The sequence below is a fragment of the Curtobacterium flaccumfaciens genome (assembly GCF_013359815.1).
Lineage (GTDB): Bacteria > Actinomycetota > Actinomycetes > Actinomycetales > Microbacteriaceae > Curtobacterium > Curtobacterium flaccumfaciens.
Map to the genome: position 1 here is coordinate 73047 of NZ_JABMCF010000040.1, position 12960 is coordinate 86006.

The 12960-nt window shown below is 72.3% G+C and carries 10 protein-coding genes; 3 read left to right on the top strand and 7 right to left on the bottom strand.

The genetic code is table 11. The annotated features are described in order from the left end of the window. The first annotated feature begins 2 nt into the window (after positions 1 to 2). Positions 3 to 1025, top strand: coding sequence for a non-homologous end-joining DNA ligase (gene ligD, locus HP445_RS14120; RefSeq protein WP_128779646.1), 1023 nt, complete (start codon positions 3 to 5; stop codon positions 1023 to 1025). Between the two features lie 17 nt (positions 1026 to 1042). Here ligD and HP445_RS14125 read toward each other — a convergent pair whose 3' ends face one another. The 3 genes from HP445_RS14125 to HP445_RS14135 all read right to left on the bottom strand — a co-directional run bounded on the left by HP445_RS14125 (position 1043) and on the right by HP445_RS14135 (position 2531). Next, positions 1043 to 1186 (bottom strand): hypothetical protein, encoded by a 144-nt coding sequence (locus HP445_RS14125; RefSeq protein WP_155896788.1) that lies wholly within the window; start codon positions 1184 to 1186, stop codon positions 1043 to 1045. Beyond that, on the bottom strand, positions 1183 to 1344 hold the full coding sequence (locus HP445_RS14130; RefSeq protein ID WP_163343780.1) for a hypothetical protein: 162 nt from the start codon (positions 1342 to 1344) through the stop codon (positions 1183 to 1185). The genes HP445_RS14125 and HP445_RS14130 overlap by 4 nt, the downstream gene beginning before the upstream one ends. A gap of 143 nt (positions 1345 to 1487) precedes the next feature. Next, the gene (locus HP445_RS14135; protein WP_128779647.1) at positions 1488 to 2531 is read right to left on the bottom strand and encodes an ATP-dependent DNA ligase; all 1044 of its coding nucleotides are present in this window, start codon (positions 2529 to 2531) and stop codon (positions 1488 to 1490) included. Positions 2532 to 2688: 157 nt separating this feature from the next. Between HP445_RS14135 and HP445_RS14140 the strand changes: the two genes are divergently transcribed. After that, positions 2689 to 3732, top strand: a complete 1044-nt coding sequence (locus HP445_RS14140) for an MBL fold metallo-hydrolase (RefSeq protein WP_164941083.1) — start codon at positions 2689 to 2691, stop codon at positions 3730 to 3732. Positions 3733 to 3753: 21 nt separating this feature from the next. Here the strand turns inward: HP445_RS14140 and HP445_RS14145 are convergent, their stop codons facing one another. The 4 genes from HP445_RS14145 to HP445_RS14160 form a co-directional block, all read right to left on the bottom strand. After that, positions 3754 to 4386: an FMN-dependent NADH-azoreductase gene (locus tag HP445_RS14145; protein WP_111039496.1), complete on the bottom strand. Its 633-nt coding sequence runs from the start codon at positions 4384 to 4386 to the stop codon at positions 3754 to 3756. Positions 4387 to 4527: 141 nt separating this feature from the next. Then, entirely contained in the window at positions 4528 to 6138 is a 1611-nt protein-coding gene (locus HP445_RS14150; RefSeq protein WP_128779649.1) for a putative Ig domain-containing protein, read from the bottom strand. A gap of 253 nt (positions 6139 to 6391) precedes the next feature. Continuing rightward, entirely contained in the window at positions 6392 to 8233 is a 1842-nt protein-coding gene (locus HP445_RS14155; RefSeq protein ID WP_128779650.1) for a hypothetical protein, read from the bottom strand. Between the two features lie 180 nt (positions 8234 to 8413). Further along, positions 8414 to 9316, bottom strand: coding sequence for a LysR substrate-binding domain-containing protein (locus HP445_RS14160; RefSeq protein WP_111047392.1), 903 nt, complete (start codon positions 9314 to 9316; stop codon positions 8414 to 8416). A gap of 105 nt (positions 9317 to 9421) precedes the next feature. Here HP445_RS14160 and HP445_RS14165 point away from each other — a divergent pair, with 105 nt between their 5' ends. Further along, on the top strand, positions 9422 to 12904 hold the full coding sequence (locus HP445_RS14165) for a proline dehydrogenase family protein (RefSeq protein ID WP_128779651.1): 3483 nt from the start codon (positions 9422 to 9424) through the stop codon (positions 12902 to 12904). The last annotated feature ends 56 nt before the right edge of the window (positions 12905 to 12960 follow it).

Consider the following 12960-nt stretch of genomic DNA (forward strand, 5'->3'; position numbering starts at 1 on the left):
GCATGGCGAGCGAAGCGACAATGGTGCGGGTGCCGGGGCCCGACGGTGACCGTGAGGTCCGGATCAGCAGCCCCTCGCGGGTGCTCTGGCCCAAGGCGGGCATCACGAAGCTCGACCTCGCGGAGTACCTCGTGACGGTGGGCGACGCCTTCGTCCGGGCGAACGGGGACCGGCCGATCTCGCTGCAGCGGTTCCCCGGCGGCGTCGACGGCGAGCAGTTCTTCTCGAAGAACCCGCCCAAGGGTGCGCCCGACTACGTCCGCTCGGTGACGGTGACCTACCCGAGTGCCCGGTCGCACCCGCAGCTCGTGATCGACGAGCCGGCCGTGGCGGTGTGGGCCGCGCAGATGAACACGGTGGTGTTCCACCCGTGGGCCTCTCGTGCCGAGGACAGCGACCACCCGGACCAGCTCCGCATCGACCTCGACCCGCAGCCCGGGACCGATTTCGGCGACACCGTGCCGGTGGCCGAGGAGCTGCGGAAGGTCCTCGACGAGGTCGGCCTGAGCACCTGGATCAAGACGAGCGGCAACCGCGGCCTGCACGTGTTCGCGCCGATCCGCCCCGAGCACGAGTTCCTCGAGGTCCGGCACGCGGTGATCGCCGCGGCTCGCGAGCTCGAACGCCGGATGCCCGACCGGGTCACGACGGCGTGGTGGAAGGAGGAGCGAGGACAGCGGATCTTCGTCGACTTCAACCAGGCGAACCGCGACCGCACGATGGCGGGCGCCTACAGCCCCCGAGCTCTCGCACACGCTTCGGTGTCGACGCCGATCACCTGGGACGAACTGCGCACCGCGGACCCGACGACCTTCACGATCCGCACGGTGCCGGAGCGGCTGCGGACCACCGGCGACCCGTGGGAGTCGATGGGGGAGCAGCCGGGCAGCATCGCGCCGCTGCTCGAGTGGTGGGAGCGTGACCTGGCGAACGGCGAAGGGGAGCTGCCGTTCCCGCCGGACTTCCCGAAGATGCCGGGGGAGCCACCGCGCGTGCAGCCCTCGCGGGCGAAGAAGCCGGGCTGAGGCCCAGCGGCCGAACCTCAGGCTGCGGAGGAGACGTCCCGCTGACGATCCGGGTCCTCGACGCGCGTGGTGTGCGTCGGCAGCCCGATGCTGGCGGTGTGCAGGCGGGTGAGCCGCGACCAGGTGCCGCGGTGCACGTCGGTGATGCCGTCGACGATCACGAGCCGAGTCCGACCGTGACGAGTGCGAGCGCCGTGGCGGTCACGCCGGCGATGGCGCTGATGACCGCGCTGAGCTGCAGGACGCGCTGGCGCCGTGCCTCTCGGACTTCTGTGAAGGGGCTCCGCCGAGGGTGGCGGACAAGCGTGCTGGTGCTCATGTCGACCGCTTTCGATCCGGGCGCCCGGACTGGACGCCTCGTGCTGCTGAGATCATCCTGGCACGGCATCGCTAGTTCGGCTAACTACTTTTCCCCGAACGTGACAGAACAGCGACAAACGGACACCGCAGTGCGTTCCGTCGTCAGGACAGCACGTCGTTCAGGTCGTACGCACTCGGCACCTCGAGCTGCTCGAACCCGCACGACGTCGCGTCGCGGTCGGGCCGCCACCGCTCGAACTGCACCGTGTGCCGGAACCGGTCGCCCTCCATCTGGTCGTACCGGACCTCGAGCACCAGCTCCGGCGCCAGCCGGACGAACGACGTGTCGCGACCCGACGAGAACCGCGACCGTTCCCCGTCACCGGTGACGGGCCTCCCGTCCGCATCGCGGATCACGACGGGCTCGAGCTCGTCGATCAACGCGGCCCGGCGCTTGTCGGAGAAGGCGGAGACGCCGCCGACCTGGCGCAGCTCGCCGTCCGCGTCGTACAGGCCGACCAGCAGGGACCCGACGCCGGAGCCGCTCTTGTGCACGCGGTAGCCGATGGCGACGACGTCGGCGGTGCGGTGGTGCTTGATCTTGAGCATCGAGCGCTTGTTCGGTTCGTACGGCCGCGCTCGCGGCTTCGCGACGACGCCGTCGAGCCCGGCGCCCTCGAACGTGGTGAGCCACTCGCGCGCCTGCTCGACGTCGAGCGTGGTGCGGGTGACGAAGAGCGGGTCGGTCATCGCGTCGCCGAGCTGCTCCAGGCGCTCGCGACGCTCGTCGAAGGGGCGGTCCACCAGCTCCTCGCCGTCCGCCGCCAGCAGGTCGAAGGCCACGAACTGCGCCGGCGTCTCGACGCTGAGCTTGGCGATCCGTGAGGCCGCCGGGTGGATGCGCTGCGACAGCGCCTCCCAGTCGAGGCGCTCGGCACCGGGCTCACCGGAACGCAGGATCACCTCGCCGTCCAGGACGACCGGGTGGTCGCGGCCGCCGAACTGCGCGCGGATCGCCTCGACGAGCTCGGGGAAGTACCGGGTGAGCGGCTTGGCGCCGCGGCTGCCGATCTCGACGTCGTCACCGTCGATGGTCACGATGCCGCGGAAGCCGTCCCACTTCGGTTCGTACCGCAGCCCGCCCTTCGTGCTGTCCGGGTCGGGGACGGTGGCGACGGCCTTGGCGAGCATCGGTGCGATCTCCATGGGTCCTGTCTACTCGCGCGCGTCGGCGGGGCTGCGCACTTCGTGAGCAGGAATGGTCGGGTTCGGCTCGACGACCCGACATCTTCTGCTCACGATGCGCGGCCGGGAGGCCCGGATTACCCCGGGCAGGTCGGCCAGCGTCGGTAGGGTGGCCGGCGTGACGACCGTGCCTCCGCCGGCAGCGCCGGCCCCGGAACCGATCAGCCCCATGCAGGCCGCCGCGCTCCGCGACGGCGTCCTGCCACCCGTCGAGCAGGTCCGGCCAGGCATCTGGACCCTCGCGGTGCCGTTCCGCTTCGGGGTGCCCGACGCGACCCTGGTCTACGTCGTCGAGGCGGCGGACGGCTCGCTCGCGGTGATCGATCCCGGGTGGTCTGCCGACGGTGGGCTCGCCGAGCTGCGGGACGGGCTCGCCGCGATCGGACGGAACCTGGACGACGTGTCGCTCGTGGCCGTGACGCACCTGCACGCCGACCACCTGGGTGCCGCGGCGGCCATCCGGCGGGCGACGGGAGCACGCGTGGCGATGCACAGCCTCGAGGTCCGGGCGCTCGAACGGGAACGCGCCGACGCCGAGCGGAACGACGCGGACATCGCGACGTGGGGGCTGCCCGAGCACCTGCAGGCCGGGGTCGTCGAGGCGTGGGGCAGCGGACGCCGGATCGGGATGGGCCGGATCGAGGCGCCGTACGCCGACGTGCTGCTCGAGGACGGCGACCTGCTGCCGATCCCCGGTCGGACGATCCGCGCGCTGTGGACCCCGGGGCACACGAGCGGGCACGTGTGCTTCCTCGACGAGGCCGACGGCCTGCTGTTCTCCGGCGACCACGTGCTGCCGCGGATCAACTCCGGCATCGGACTCGGCGGCCGGACCGGGACGAACCCGCTCGGCGACTACCTGGCGTCCCTCGCGCGGCTCGACCCGTACGCCGACCTCGAGGTCTGCCCGGGGCACGAGTACCGGTTCCGCGACGTCGTCACCCGCGCGCAGACCCTGGCCCGGCACCGGGAGGAACGCTCGCGCCACGTTGCCGCGGCCCTCGACGCACTGGACCGTCCGACGCTGTTCGAGGTCGCCGCCCGGGTGCCCTTCAGCGGCGGGATCGAGTCGATGACCGGGTTCCTGCTCGCGAGCGCGCTGACGCAGACGGCCTTCCACGCGGACCTGCTCGGGCGGGCCGGCGAGATCCGGCCCGCCTGACGAGCGCCGCGGACGCGCGGGTCAGCCGAGCGTCGTCGCCAGGCGCTCGATCGTCGTCTTCGCGTCGGCGAACTCCGCGGCGGCGTGGTCGGCCAGCGGTGCGAGGTCCGGCAGCCGGTCGGCCAGGGTCGCGCTGACGGTGATCGGGTACAGCTTCATGCCGAGCGCAGTGCCGAGCACGATGTGCAGGACGGGGGAGCCGTGGTCCCAGCCCTCGGTCGGGGTGCCGGCGTCGTAGGTCGCGCCGCGGCTCACCACGGTGACGACGGGTCGTCCGGCCAGGGGCTGCACGCCGCCGGTCAGGATGCCGGGGACGTGGATGCGGTCGATCCAGGCCTTCAGGGTCGACGGCACGGTGTAGTTGTACAGCGGTGCACCCACCACGACGACGTCGGCGGCCAGGAGCTCGTCGATGACCTCTTGCCGCAGTGCGTCGGCTTCGGGCGCGACGGTCTCCTCGGCGGTGCGGTCGGCGGCGGCCCAGTGCAGCGCCGAGCTCTCCAGGTGGGGGAGCTGGTCGACGTGCAGGTCCCGCCGGACGACCGTGTACTCCGGGCCGCGGGCGCGCCAGGCGTCGGCGAAGGCCGCGGTCAGTGCGCGCGAGCGGGAGTGGGACAGGTCGGCCGAGGAGTCGATGTGCAGCAGCGTGGGCATGTCGCCAACGCTACCGGCGCGGACCCGGCCGGGCGCGGATGCGAAACGGCCCCGCCTGCTCCGGTGCGGGAGCAGGCGGGGCCGTCACGGGCCTCCCGTCCACCGCGCGGGCACGCGACGGACGGGAGACGTCTCAGGGTGTCAGCGCTGGGCGCGACGACGACGCGCGAAGCGGGCGCCGATGAGGCCGGCACCGGCGACGAGCAGGCCGAGGGCCCACGGCAGTGCGTCGGTGGTGTCCGAACCGGTGTAGGCGAGCTGGCCGCCGGTGTTGACCGGGGCGACCGGGGCCGCTGCCGGCGCGACCGGGGTCGGGTCGGCGATGCCGGCGACCGCGGTCGGCTGGACGTCCACGGCGAACGAGGTGGCGAAATCGCCGGCGGCGACCGTGAGGTTGTGGATCGAGGCGTGCGGGAACGTGACGCCGATGAAGCCGAACTCACCGATCTCGGGGTCTGCGGCGATGACGTCGGTCGAGACGTCCGACGTCACGGTGGGCGTGATCGACTCGTCGTCCTCGCCCAGGACCTCGTTGCCGAACCGATCGACGACCGTGCCGGTCACGATGAGCGTCCCACCCTGCTTGATCGTGGGGCGACCGCCGTCGACCTCGGTGCCGACCTGGCCACCGTCGCCGTCACCCTGCGTGATGACGGTGTAGACCTTGCCGTCCGGGTCGATGATCCACGTGGTGCGCTTCTTGGTGTCGTTCTCGTCGAAGTCGAAGGCTCCGGCGCGGTCGGTCGTGTAGACGAACAGGCCGAGCGGCGCACCGGCCTCGACGTTGAGCGAAACGTACTGCGTGGTCGTCTCGGTGCCACTGGTTGCCGTGACGGCGAAGGTCCAGTCCCACGCCTCGGTGGTGACGCCACTGAGCTCACCGGTCGAGGCGTCGAAGGTCAGACCGTAGGGGAGCTGGTCCGCGGGGGACATCTCATCCTCCGGGAACTCCTCGGCGTACTCGGCGTCGTCCTCGTCGAACCAGGCGAGGCTGTACTTCGGCTCCGGGAAGCCCTGCGCGCGGAAGGTGTGCGAGAAGGCGTCACCGGCGGCGGTGCTCAGCTCGAGCGGGCTGTCCTGCGTGGCACCGGCCTTGGTGGGCTGGCCGTCCTCACCGAGGAACGCCGGGGTCTGCGTCACGGCGGCGGTGGCCTCGGACTCGACCGTGGAGGTCTCGGTCGCGCCGGGCAGCGTGCCCGTGACGGCGACCGTGATGGTCTTGCGGACGTCGGTCGGGTCGACGACGTAGCTCGCGGCCTTCGACAGGACGTTGCCGTCCTGGTCGGTCCACGAGTACTTGTACCCCGCCTCGTCGTCGAAGCCGGTGACGACGGCGACGAGTCGGGTGCCGACCTTGGCCGTGCCCTCGATGGTGACGGTGGCGTCGGCGGCCTTGGTCGTGACGTCCGGCTTCGGGGTCTCGGTCGGCTTCGGAGCCTCGGTGGCGGCGGGCTCGGTGGTCTCCGGCGCGGCGGGCTCGGTGGCCTCGGGGGTGGGCGCCGGGGCTTCCTCGGCCGGAGCCGGGGTCTCGGGCGCGGTCTCGACGGGCGGGTTCGTCGGCGTGGGCGTCTCGCTGCCCTCGGCCGGGGTCGGGGCCGGCGTCTCGGCGGCCACGATCGGCTGCGTGGTGTCGAGCGTCTCGGCGTTGGCGGCCGTCGCGGTCATGATGCCGAGGCCGGTGGTCAGGCCGACCAGGGCGACGGTGGTGCCGACGGCGCAGGCGCGACGGACAGTGGAGGTGCTGCGGTGCACGGGACCCCCCAGGGATTCGGTCCGGGCTCATCGCCCAGATCATGTGAATTTGCCGAGAATGTCGGCGTTCTCGGATCGTAGCGGGATGACGTTGCCGGGCTGTGACGATTCACCGGAATGTGACCCGGGTTGGGGGTGCGTGCGGGAAACCGCCGGACCCCCGCACGCGCGGCGCGCCCTGGGGGTGCGGCAGGACGGACGGGAGGCGCGGTGCGGGCCCGCACCGCGCCTCCCGTCCGTCCGGGGCCGCGTCTCAGGCGCGACGGCGACGCAGACGGTGGACCAGCAGACCGCCGCCGGCGGCGAGCAGGCCCAGCGCCCACGCGAGCGGCCCGGAGGCGTCAGCGCCCGTGTAGGCGAGGTGCCCACCGCCGCCGGCCGTCGGGGTCGTGTCGCCGACGGTCGCGACCGACGGCCGCACGTCCACGTCGAACGTGGTCGAGACGTCACCGAGGGCGACCGTGATGGTGTGCGGCGAGGCGTGCGGGAACCCGACGCGGGGCGCCCACTCGCCGTACGGCATCGTCACTTCGTCGCTGGCCACGCTGCTCGTCACGACGGGCTGCGCGCCGTCGGACTCCTTCGTGCTGTTCCCGAACGCGTCGAGGGCCGTCACCCGGACGACCATCGTCGCCCCCTGGGCCACCGGGACGGCGTCGACCGGGATCGACTTCGGGCTCTCCGCGAAGATCTCGCGCAGGCCCTCGGCGTCACGGAGCCATCCCTTCGGGGACCCGATCGTGCCGACGAGCAGGCTGAGTTCCTTCGTCTCGGCGGGACGGATGGACAGGTGGACGTACTGGGTGGCAGCGCGGGACCCGTTCATGGCCATGACCTGGAAGTCGTACTCGCCGGCCACCGTCGGGGCGCCGCTCAGGATCCCGCTCGTGTCGCCGACGGCGAGGCCGAGCGGTGCGATCGGGTGTTCGTTGCCCGGGACGGGGAACGCCGTCGGGCCGGTCAGCAGGACGTAGTGCAGCTCCGTCGACGACCCCGTCGCGGTGAAGGTGCGCTCGATCTGCTCGCCCGCGGTGGTCTCGATGCGGATGGGGGACTCGGGCGTCGAGGGCTCGGTGAACGTGATGGTGTCCGGGGCGGCGGGTTCGTCGGTGTCCTCGGCGCCGACCACGACCTCGAACGACGTGGCGACGCCCCCTTCGGAGACCGTCACGGTCCGGGTGCCGGTGCCGCCGAAGGTCACGGTGTTCGAGGAGTCCCCGTCGTTCCACACCGCCGAGTCGGAGTCGTCCGTGCTCGTGACGGTCGACCGGGGGTAGTCCGGACCCGGCGTGGTCCGGTTGCCGTACGCGTCGACTGCGAGGCCGGCGAGCGTGAGGGGGGTGTCCTCAGCGACGGGGATGCTCGGCACGATGCGGACGCGGCCCTGACCGGCGGCCTGCTCCCAGATCGTGCCGTCGGTCTCGACCTGCCACAGCCCGTCGTAGTTCGGGGTGGCGACGCCGAACGTCACGCCCACGGGGTCACCGGGAGCGACCGTCAGCTCGACGTACTGGGTGATCTCGGTCGAGCCGCTCAGGGCGACGACCTGGAACCGGAAGGTCCCGGCCTCCTTCGGGTCGCCGCTCAGGACGCCGGTGTCGACGTTGACCCAGTAGTCGGAGGACGGCGCATCCTGGATGGCGTAGCCGACGGTGCCGTCGCCGCCGGTGGTCTCGAAGGTGCGAGTGAAGGGCGTGCCGCTGGTGGCGGTGAGCTCGATCGGGTCCTCGGCGGTCGACGGTTCCGTGAAGGCGAGGTCGCTGCCGTCGTCGGCCGCGGGTGCCGCGGGTGCCGCAGGTGCCGCAGGTGTCGCCGGTGCGGCGGGTGCCGTGGGCTCTGGTGCCGCCGTTTCCGGGACCGCAGTCGGCGTCGGGTCGGTGGACGGGCCTCCCGGCTGCTCGTCGGTGTCGACCGTCGTGACGGGCGCGGCGGCCTCGGCCGGCGTACCGGGTGTCGCCGTGCTCGTGGCGGTCGTGGGCTCGGCGGCGACGGCGGTCGCGGCGCCGATGCCGAACGCCGACGACGCGGTGACGATGGCGACGGCTGCGCCGATGGCAGCGACCCGTCGCGTGGTGGAGGTGCAGGGCTGGTTCATGGGATCCCCCTCGGATGCCGGTCGGGGCACCGGGAGGTGCCCTCATCCAGGAGATGTCTGCGTCGACGAGATCCTGACGGATGCCCAGGTCTCGATCCGGTCACGGTGCCGTCTCGCGTGCGCGGTGGCTGATGTGCGCGCCGGATGGCGTGCGCGCCGGATGACGTGCGCGCCGACGGATCAGTCGCCGACGGCCGCCGCCGCACGCTCGAGCGCGTCACGGAGTGCACGCACCGCCGGGGAGGACGACCCCGCGGACCGCACCACGGTGAAGATCGTGCGTCGCGGGCCCTCCGGCAGCTCGAGCAGCCGACAGGTCGTCGTCCGACCGGTCCACATCAGGTCCGGCATCAGGCTCACCGCGTTGCCCGACTCGACCAGGCGGATCTGCGTCTGCAGGTCGGCGGTCTCGTACCGGACGTCGGGCTCGAAGCCCCAGCGCCGACAGACCTGCTCGGCGAAGTGCCGCGACGCGGTGCCGCGGGGTTCCATCACCCAGGGCATGGTGCGGGCGTCCTCGAGCGACGACACCGGGCGTAGGGCCGTGTCGAGCGGGGGCAGGGCGAGCCGGACGGCGTCGGTCGTCAGGTCGGAGCGGTCGAGCCCGGGCAGGTGCGGAGCGGCGTGGGCCGGGTACTGCTCGGCGATGACCATGTCGAAGTCACGAGCCCACGTCTCGTTCAGTGCGGTCTCCGGTTCCCGCTGGACCATCTCGACCCGGACGTCGGGGTGTTCCGTGGCCATCTCGTGCAGGGCGCTCGGCATCAGGGCGAGGGCCGCGGACTGGAACACCGCGACCCGCACACGCCCCTGCACGGACGACAGGGTGTCCTCGACCTGTGACTGCGCGTGCTCGAGGACGTCGAGCACCTGGCCCGCCGCGGCCACGAGCACCTCGGCCTGCGGGGTGAGCTGGAGCCGTCGCCCGGCCTTGCGGAGGAGCTGCACGCCGGCCTCCCGCTCCAGGGCACTCAGCTGCTGCGAGACCGCCGACGGGGTGAAGTTCACGGCCTCGGCGACGGCCGCGATCGTGCCGCGGATGGACAGCTCACGGAGGAGCACGAGACGGCGGACGTCGAGCATGGTCCGACGCTAGCCGGGCCGGGCCAAGAACGGTAGCGCAACTGAACGGTATCCATCAGGAACGCTCACTTCCGCTACCGCATCCCGAACCTCCACACTGAACCCATGACGACGCTGCACGAGGACTCCGCCATCGACCACGACGCCCTGGCGGACCAGTCCGTCGCGCTCGTCCGACAGTGGCTGGCCGAGGCCGAGACCTACCCGGTCGACGGCTCCGCGAAGCAGCTCGCCGGCGTGCTCGCCGACCCCGCCGGCCTCGACTTCGCCGTCGGGTTCGTCGACGGGGTCGTGCGACCGGAAGACCTCGCCGTCGCCGCCCGCAAGCTCCGCCAGATCGCCCCCGATGCCCCCGGGTTCCTGCCCGCCGCGCTCCGCGGACTCGTCCGGCTCGGCGGCGGCATGGCTCCGATGCTGCCGAACGTCGTCGTCCCCATCGCTCGACGCGTCCTCCGCAACATGGTCGGCCACCTGATCGTCGACGCCACCGACTCCAAGCTCGGCCCGGCGATCGCCGGCATCAAGCGCGACGGCGTCCGCCTCAACGTCAACCTGCTCGGCGAGGCCGTCCTGGGCGAGCGCGAAGCCGCCCGCCGGCTCGAGGGCACGCACAAGCTCCTGGCCCGCGACGACGTCGACTACGTCTCCATCAAGGTGTCCTCGACGGTGCACCCGCACTCGCCGTGGGCGTTCGGCCACGCGGTCGACGACATCGTCGAACAGCTCCGACCGCTCTTCCAGCGCGCCGCAGCCGCCACCCCGGCCAAGTTCATCAACCTCGACATGGAGGAGTACAAGGACCTCGACCTCACCATCGCGGTCTTCACGAAGCTCCTCGACGAGCCGGAGTTCCTCGGGCTCGAAGCCGGCATCGTGCTGCAGGCGTACCTGCCCGACGCGCTCGCCGCGATGCAGGAGCTGCAGGAGTGGTCCGCCGCCCGCCGTGCCCGCGGTGGTGCCGGCATCAAGGTCCGTCTGGTCAAGGGCGCGAACCTGCCGATGGAGCAGGTCGAGGCCTCGGTCCACGGTTGGCCGCTCGCCACCTGGCACACCAAGCAGGACTCGGACACCAACTACAAGCGCGTGCTCGACTGGGCGCTCACCCCGTCGCGCGTCGAGAACGTCCGCGTCGGTGTCGCCGGGCACAACCTGTTCGACGTCGCCCACGCCTGGCTGCTCGCCGGTGAGCGCGGCGTGCGGGACGGCATCGAGTTCGAGATGCTGCTCGGCATGGCGCAGGGGCAGGCGTCGGCCGTGAAGAACACCGTCGGTTCGCTCCTGCTCTACACGCCGGTCGTGCACCCGGGCGAGTTCGACGTCGCGATCGCCTACCTGATCCGCCGTCTCGAAGAGGGCGCGTCGCAGGACAACTTCATGTCCGCGGTCTTCTCGCTGGTGTCCTCGCCGCCGCTGTTCGCCCGTGAAGAGGAGCGCTTCCGCGCCTCCCTGGTGCCGCTCGCGACGCCCGAGGGCCTCGAAGCACCGGCCTCACACCGGGTCGCCGACCGCTACGCCGCCGTCGGCCGCCCCGGCCCCGGCCACTTCGAGAACACCCCGGACAGCGACCCGTCAGTCGGCGCCGTCCGCGCCTGGGGCGACGCCATCACCGCACGGGTCGCCTCGTCGACGCTCGGCGTCCGCGCCGTCCAGGAGGCCCGGGTCGACTCCGCCACGGCCCTCGACTCCGCGCTCGGCCGCGCCAGGGCCGCCGGTGCGGTCTGGGGGACCTGGTCCGGTGGTGCGCGTGGCGCCGTGCTGCACGCCGTCGGCGACGCACTCGAGGCGAACCGCGCCGCCCTCATCGAGGTCATGGCGTCGGAGACCGGCAAGACCATCGACCAGGCCGACCCCGAGGTGTCCGAGGCGATCGACTTCGCGCACTTCTACGGCACCCTGGCGTCCTCGCTCGACGACGTCGACGGTGCGACCTTCACGCCCGCGGCGCTGACCCTGGTCGCGCCACCGTGGAACTTCCCCGTCGCGATCCCCGCCGGATCGACCCTCGCCGCGCTGGCGGCCGGGTCCGCCGTCGTGCTGAAGCCCGCGCCGCCCGCCGAGCGCTCCGGCGCCGTGCTCGCCTCGATCATCGAGACCGCGCTCGACGCCCACGGGGCCCCGGCCGACGTGCTCGCGTTCCTGCAGGTGTCCGAGAGCGACCTCGGACAGCAGCTCATCGCGTCGCCGATGGTCGACCAGGTCATCCTCACCGGTGCGTACGAGACGGCCGAGCTCTTCCGCTCGTTCCGCCCCGACTTGCCGCTGCTCGCCGAGACCTCGGGCAAGAACGCCGTGATCGTCACGCCGTCGTCGGACCTCGACCTCGCCGTGAAGGACGTCGTCGCGTCGGCGTTCGGGCACGCCGGCCAGAAGTGCTCAGCCGCGTCCCTCGTCGTCATGGTGGGCTCGGTCGCGAAGTCGAAGCGCTTCCGGAACCAGCTGCTCGACGCGGTGGCCTCGCTCACGGTGGGCTACCCGACCGACGCCGCGACGCAGATGGGTCCCGTCATCGAGCCGGCCTCGGGCAAGCTGCTCGACGGCCTGACGAAGCTCGGGGCGGGGGAGTCCTGGGCCGTCGAGCCGAAGCAGCTCGACGAGACCGGCAAGCTCTGGAGCCCGGGTGTCCGACAGGGCGTCCGCCGTGGCTCGGAGTTCCACCGCACCGAGTACTTCGGCCCGATCCTCGGCATGATGACCGCGGGCTCGCTCGACGAGGCGATCGACATCGTGAACGAGGTCGACTACGGCCTGACCTCGGGCCTGCACTCGCTCGACCCGGCCGAGATCGGCACGTGGCTGTCGCGGATCCAGGCGGGCAACCTCTACGTCAACCGCGGCATCACGGGCGCCATCGTCCGCCGCCAGCCGTTCGGCGGGTGGAAGAAGTCGGCGGTCGGCGCCGGCACGAAGGCCGGTGGGCTGAACTACCTGCTCGGGCTCGGGTCGTGGACGCCGGCGCCGGCGGCCGCTGCGTCCGGTGTCGCCGTGTCGGGTCCGGTCTCGGCGTTCGCCCGGGCTGCCGAGGTGTCCTCGCCGGTGCTCGACCGTGCGCTGGGGTCCGACGAGCAGGCATGGTCGACGCTGTTCGGCACCGCGACCGACGTCTCCGCGCTCTCCGCCGAGCGGAACATCGCCCGGTACCTGCCGTTCCCGTCGGTGCAGGTGCGGCTGGCCGCGGTCGCCGACTCGGACACGGACGCTGACGCTTCGGTGATCGAGCTCGTCCGCGTCGTCGCCGCTGCGCTCCGTGCCGGCACGACGATCGAGGTCTCCACGGCCGCGACGCTGCCGTCGTCCGTCGCCGCGGCGATCCGTTCGCTGCCGATCGTCCGCTCGCTGTCGCAGACGGTGTCCGACGAGGCGTTCGCGAGCTCGGTCGCCTCGGGGCCCTCGACCCGGGTGCGGCTCATCGGCGGCGACACCTCGGCGCTGCACTCGGCCGTCGGTGGTCGTCCGGACGTCGCGGTCTACGGCGGCCCCGTGACCGAGGCCGGGCGGCTCGAGATCCTGCCGTTCGTCCGCGAGCAGGCGGTGTCGATCACCGCGCACCGCTTCGGCACGCCGAACCACCTGACCGACGACCTGATCTGACCCCGGACTGCGGCGCTGGCGTTCGGGTCCAGCGCCGCTTGCACGACCGAAGTGCC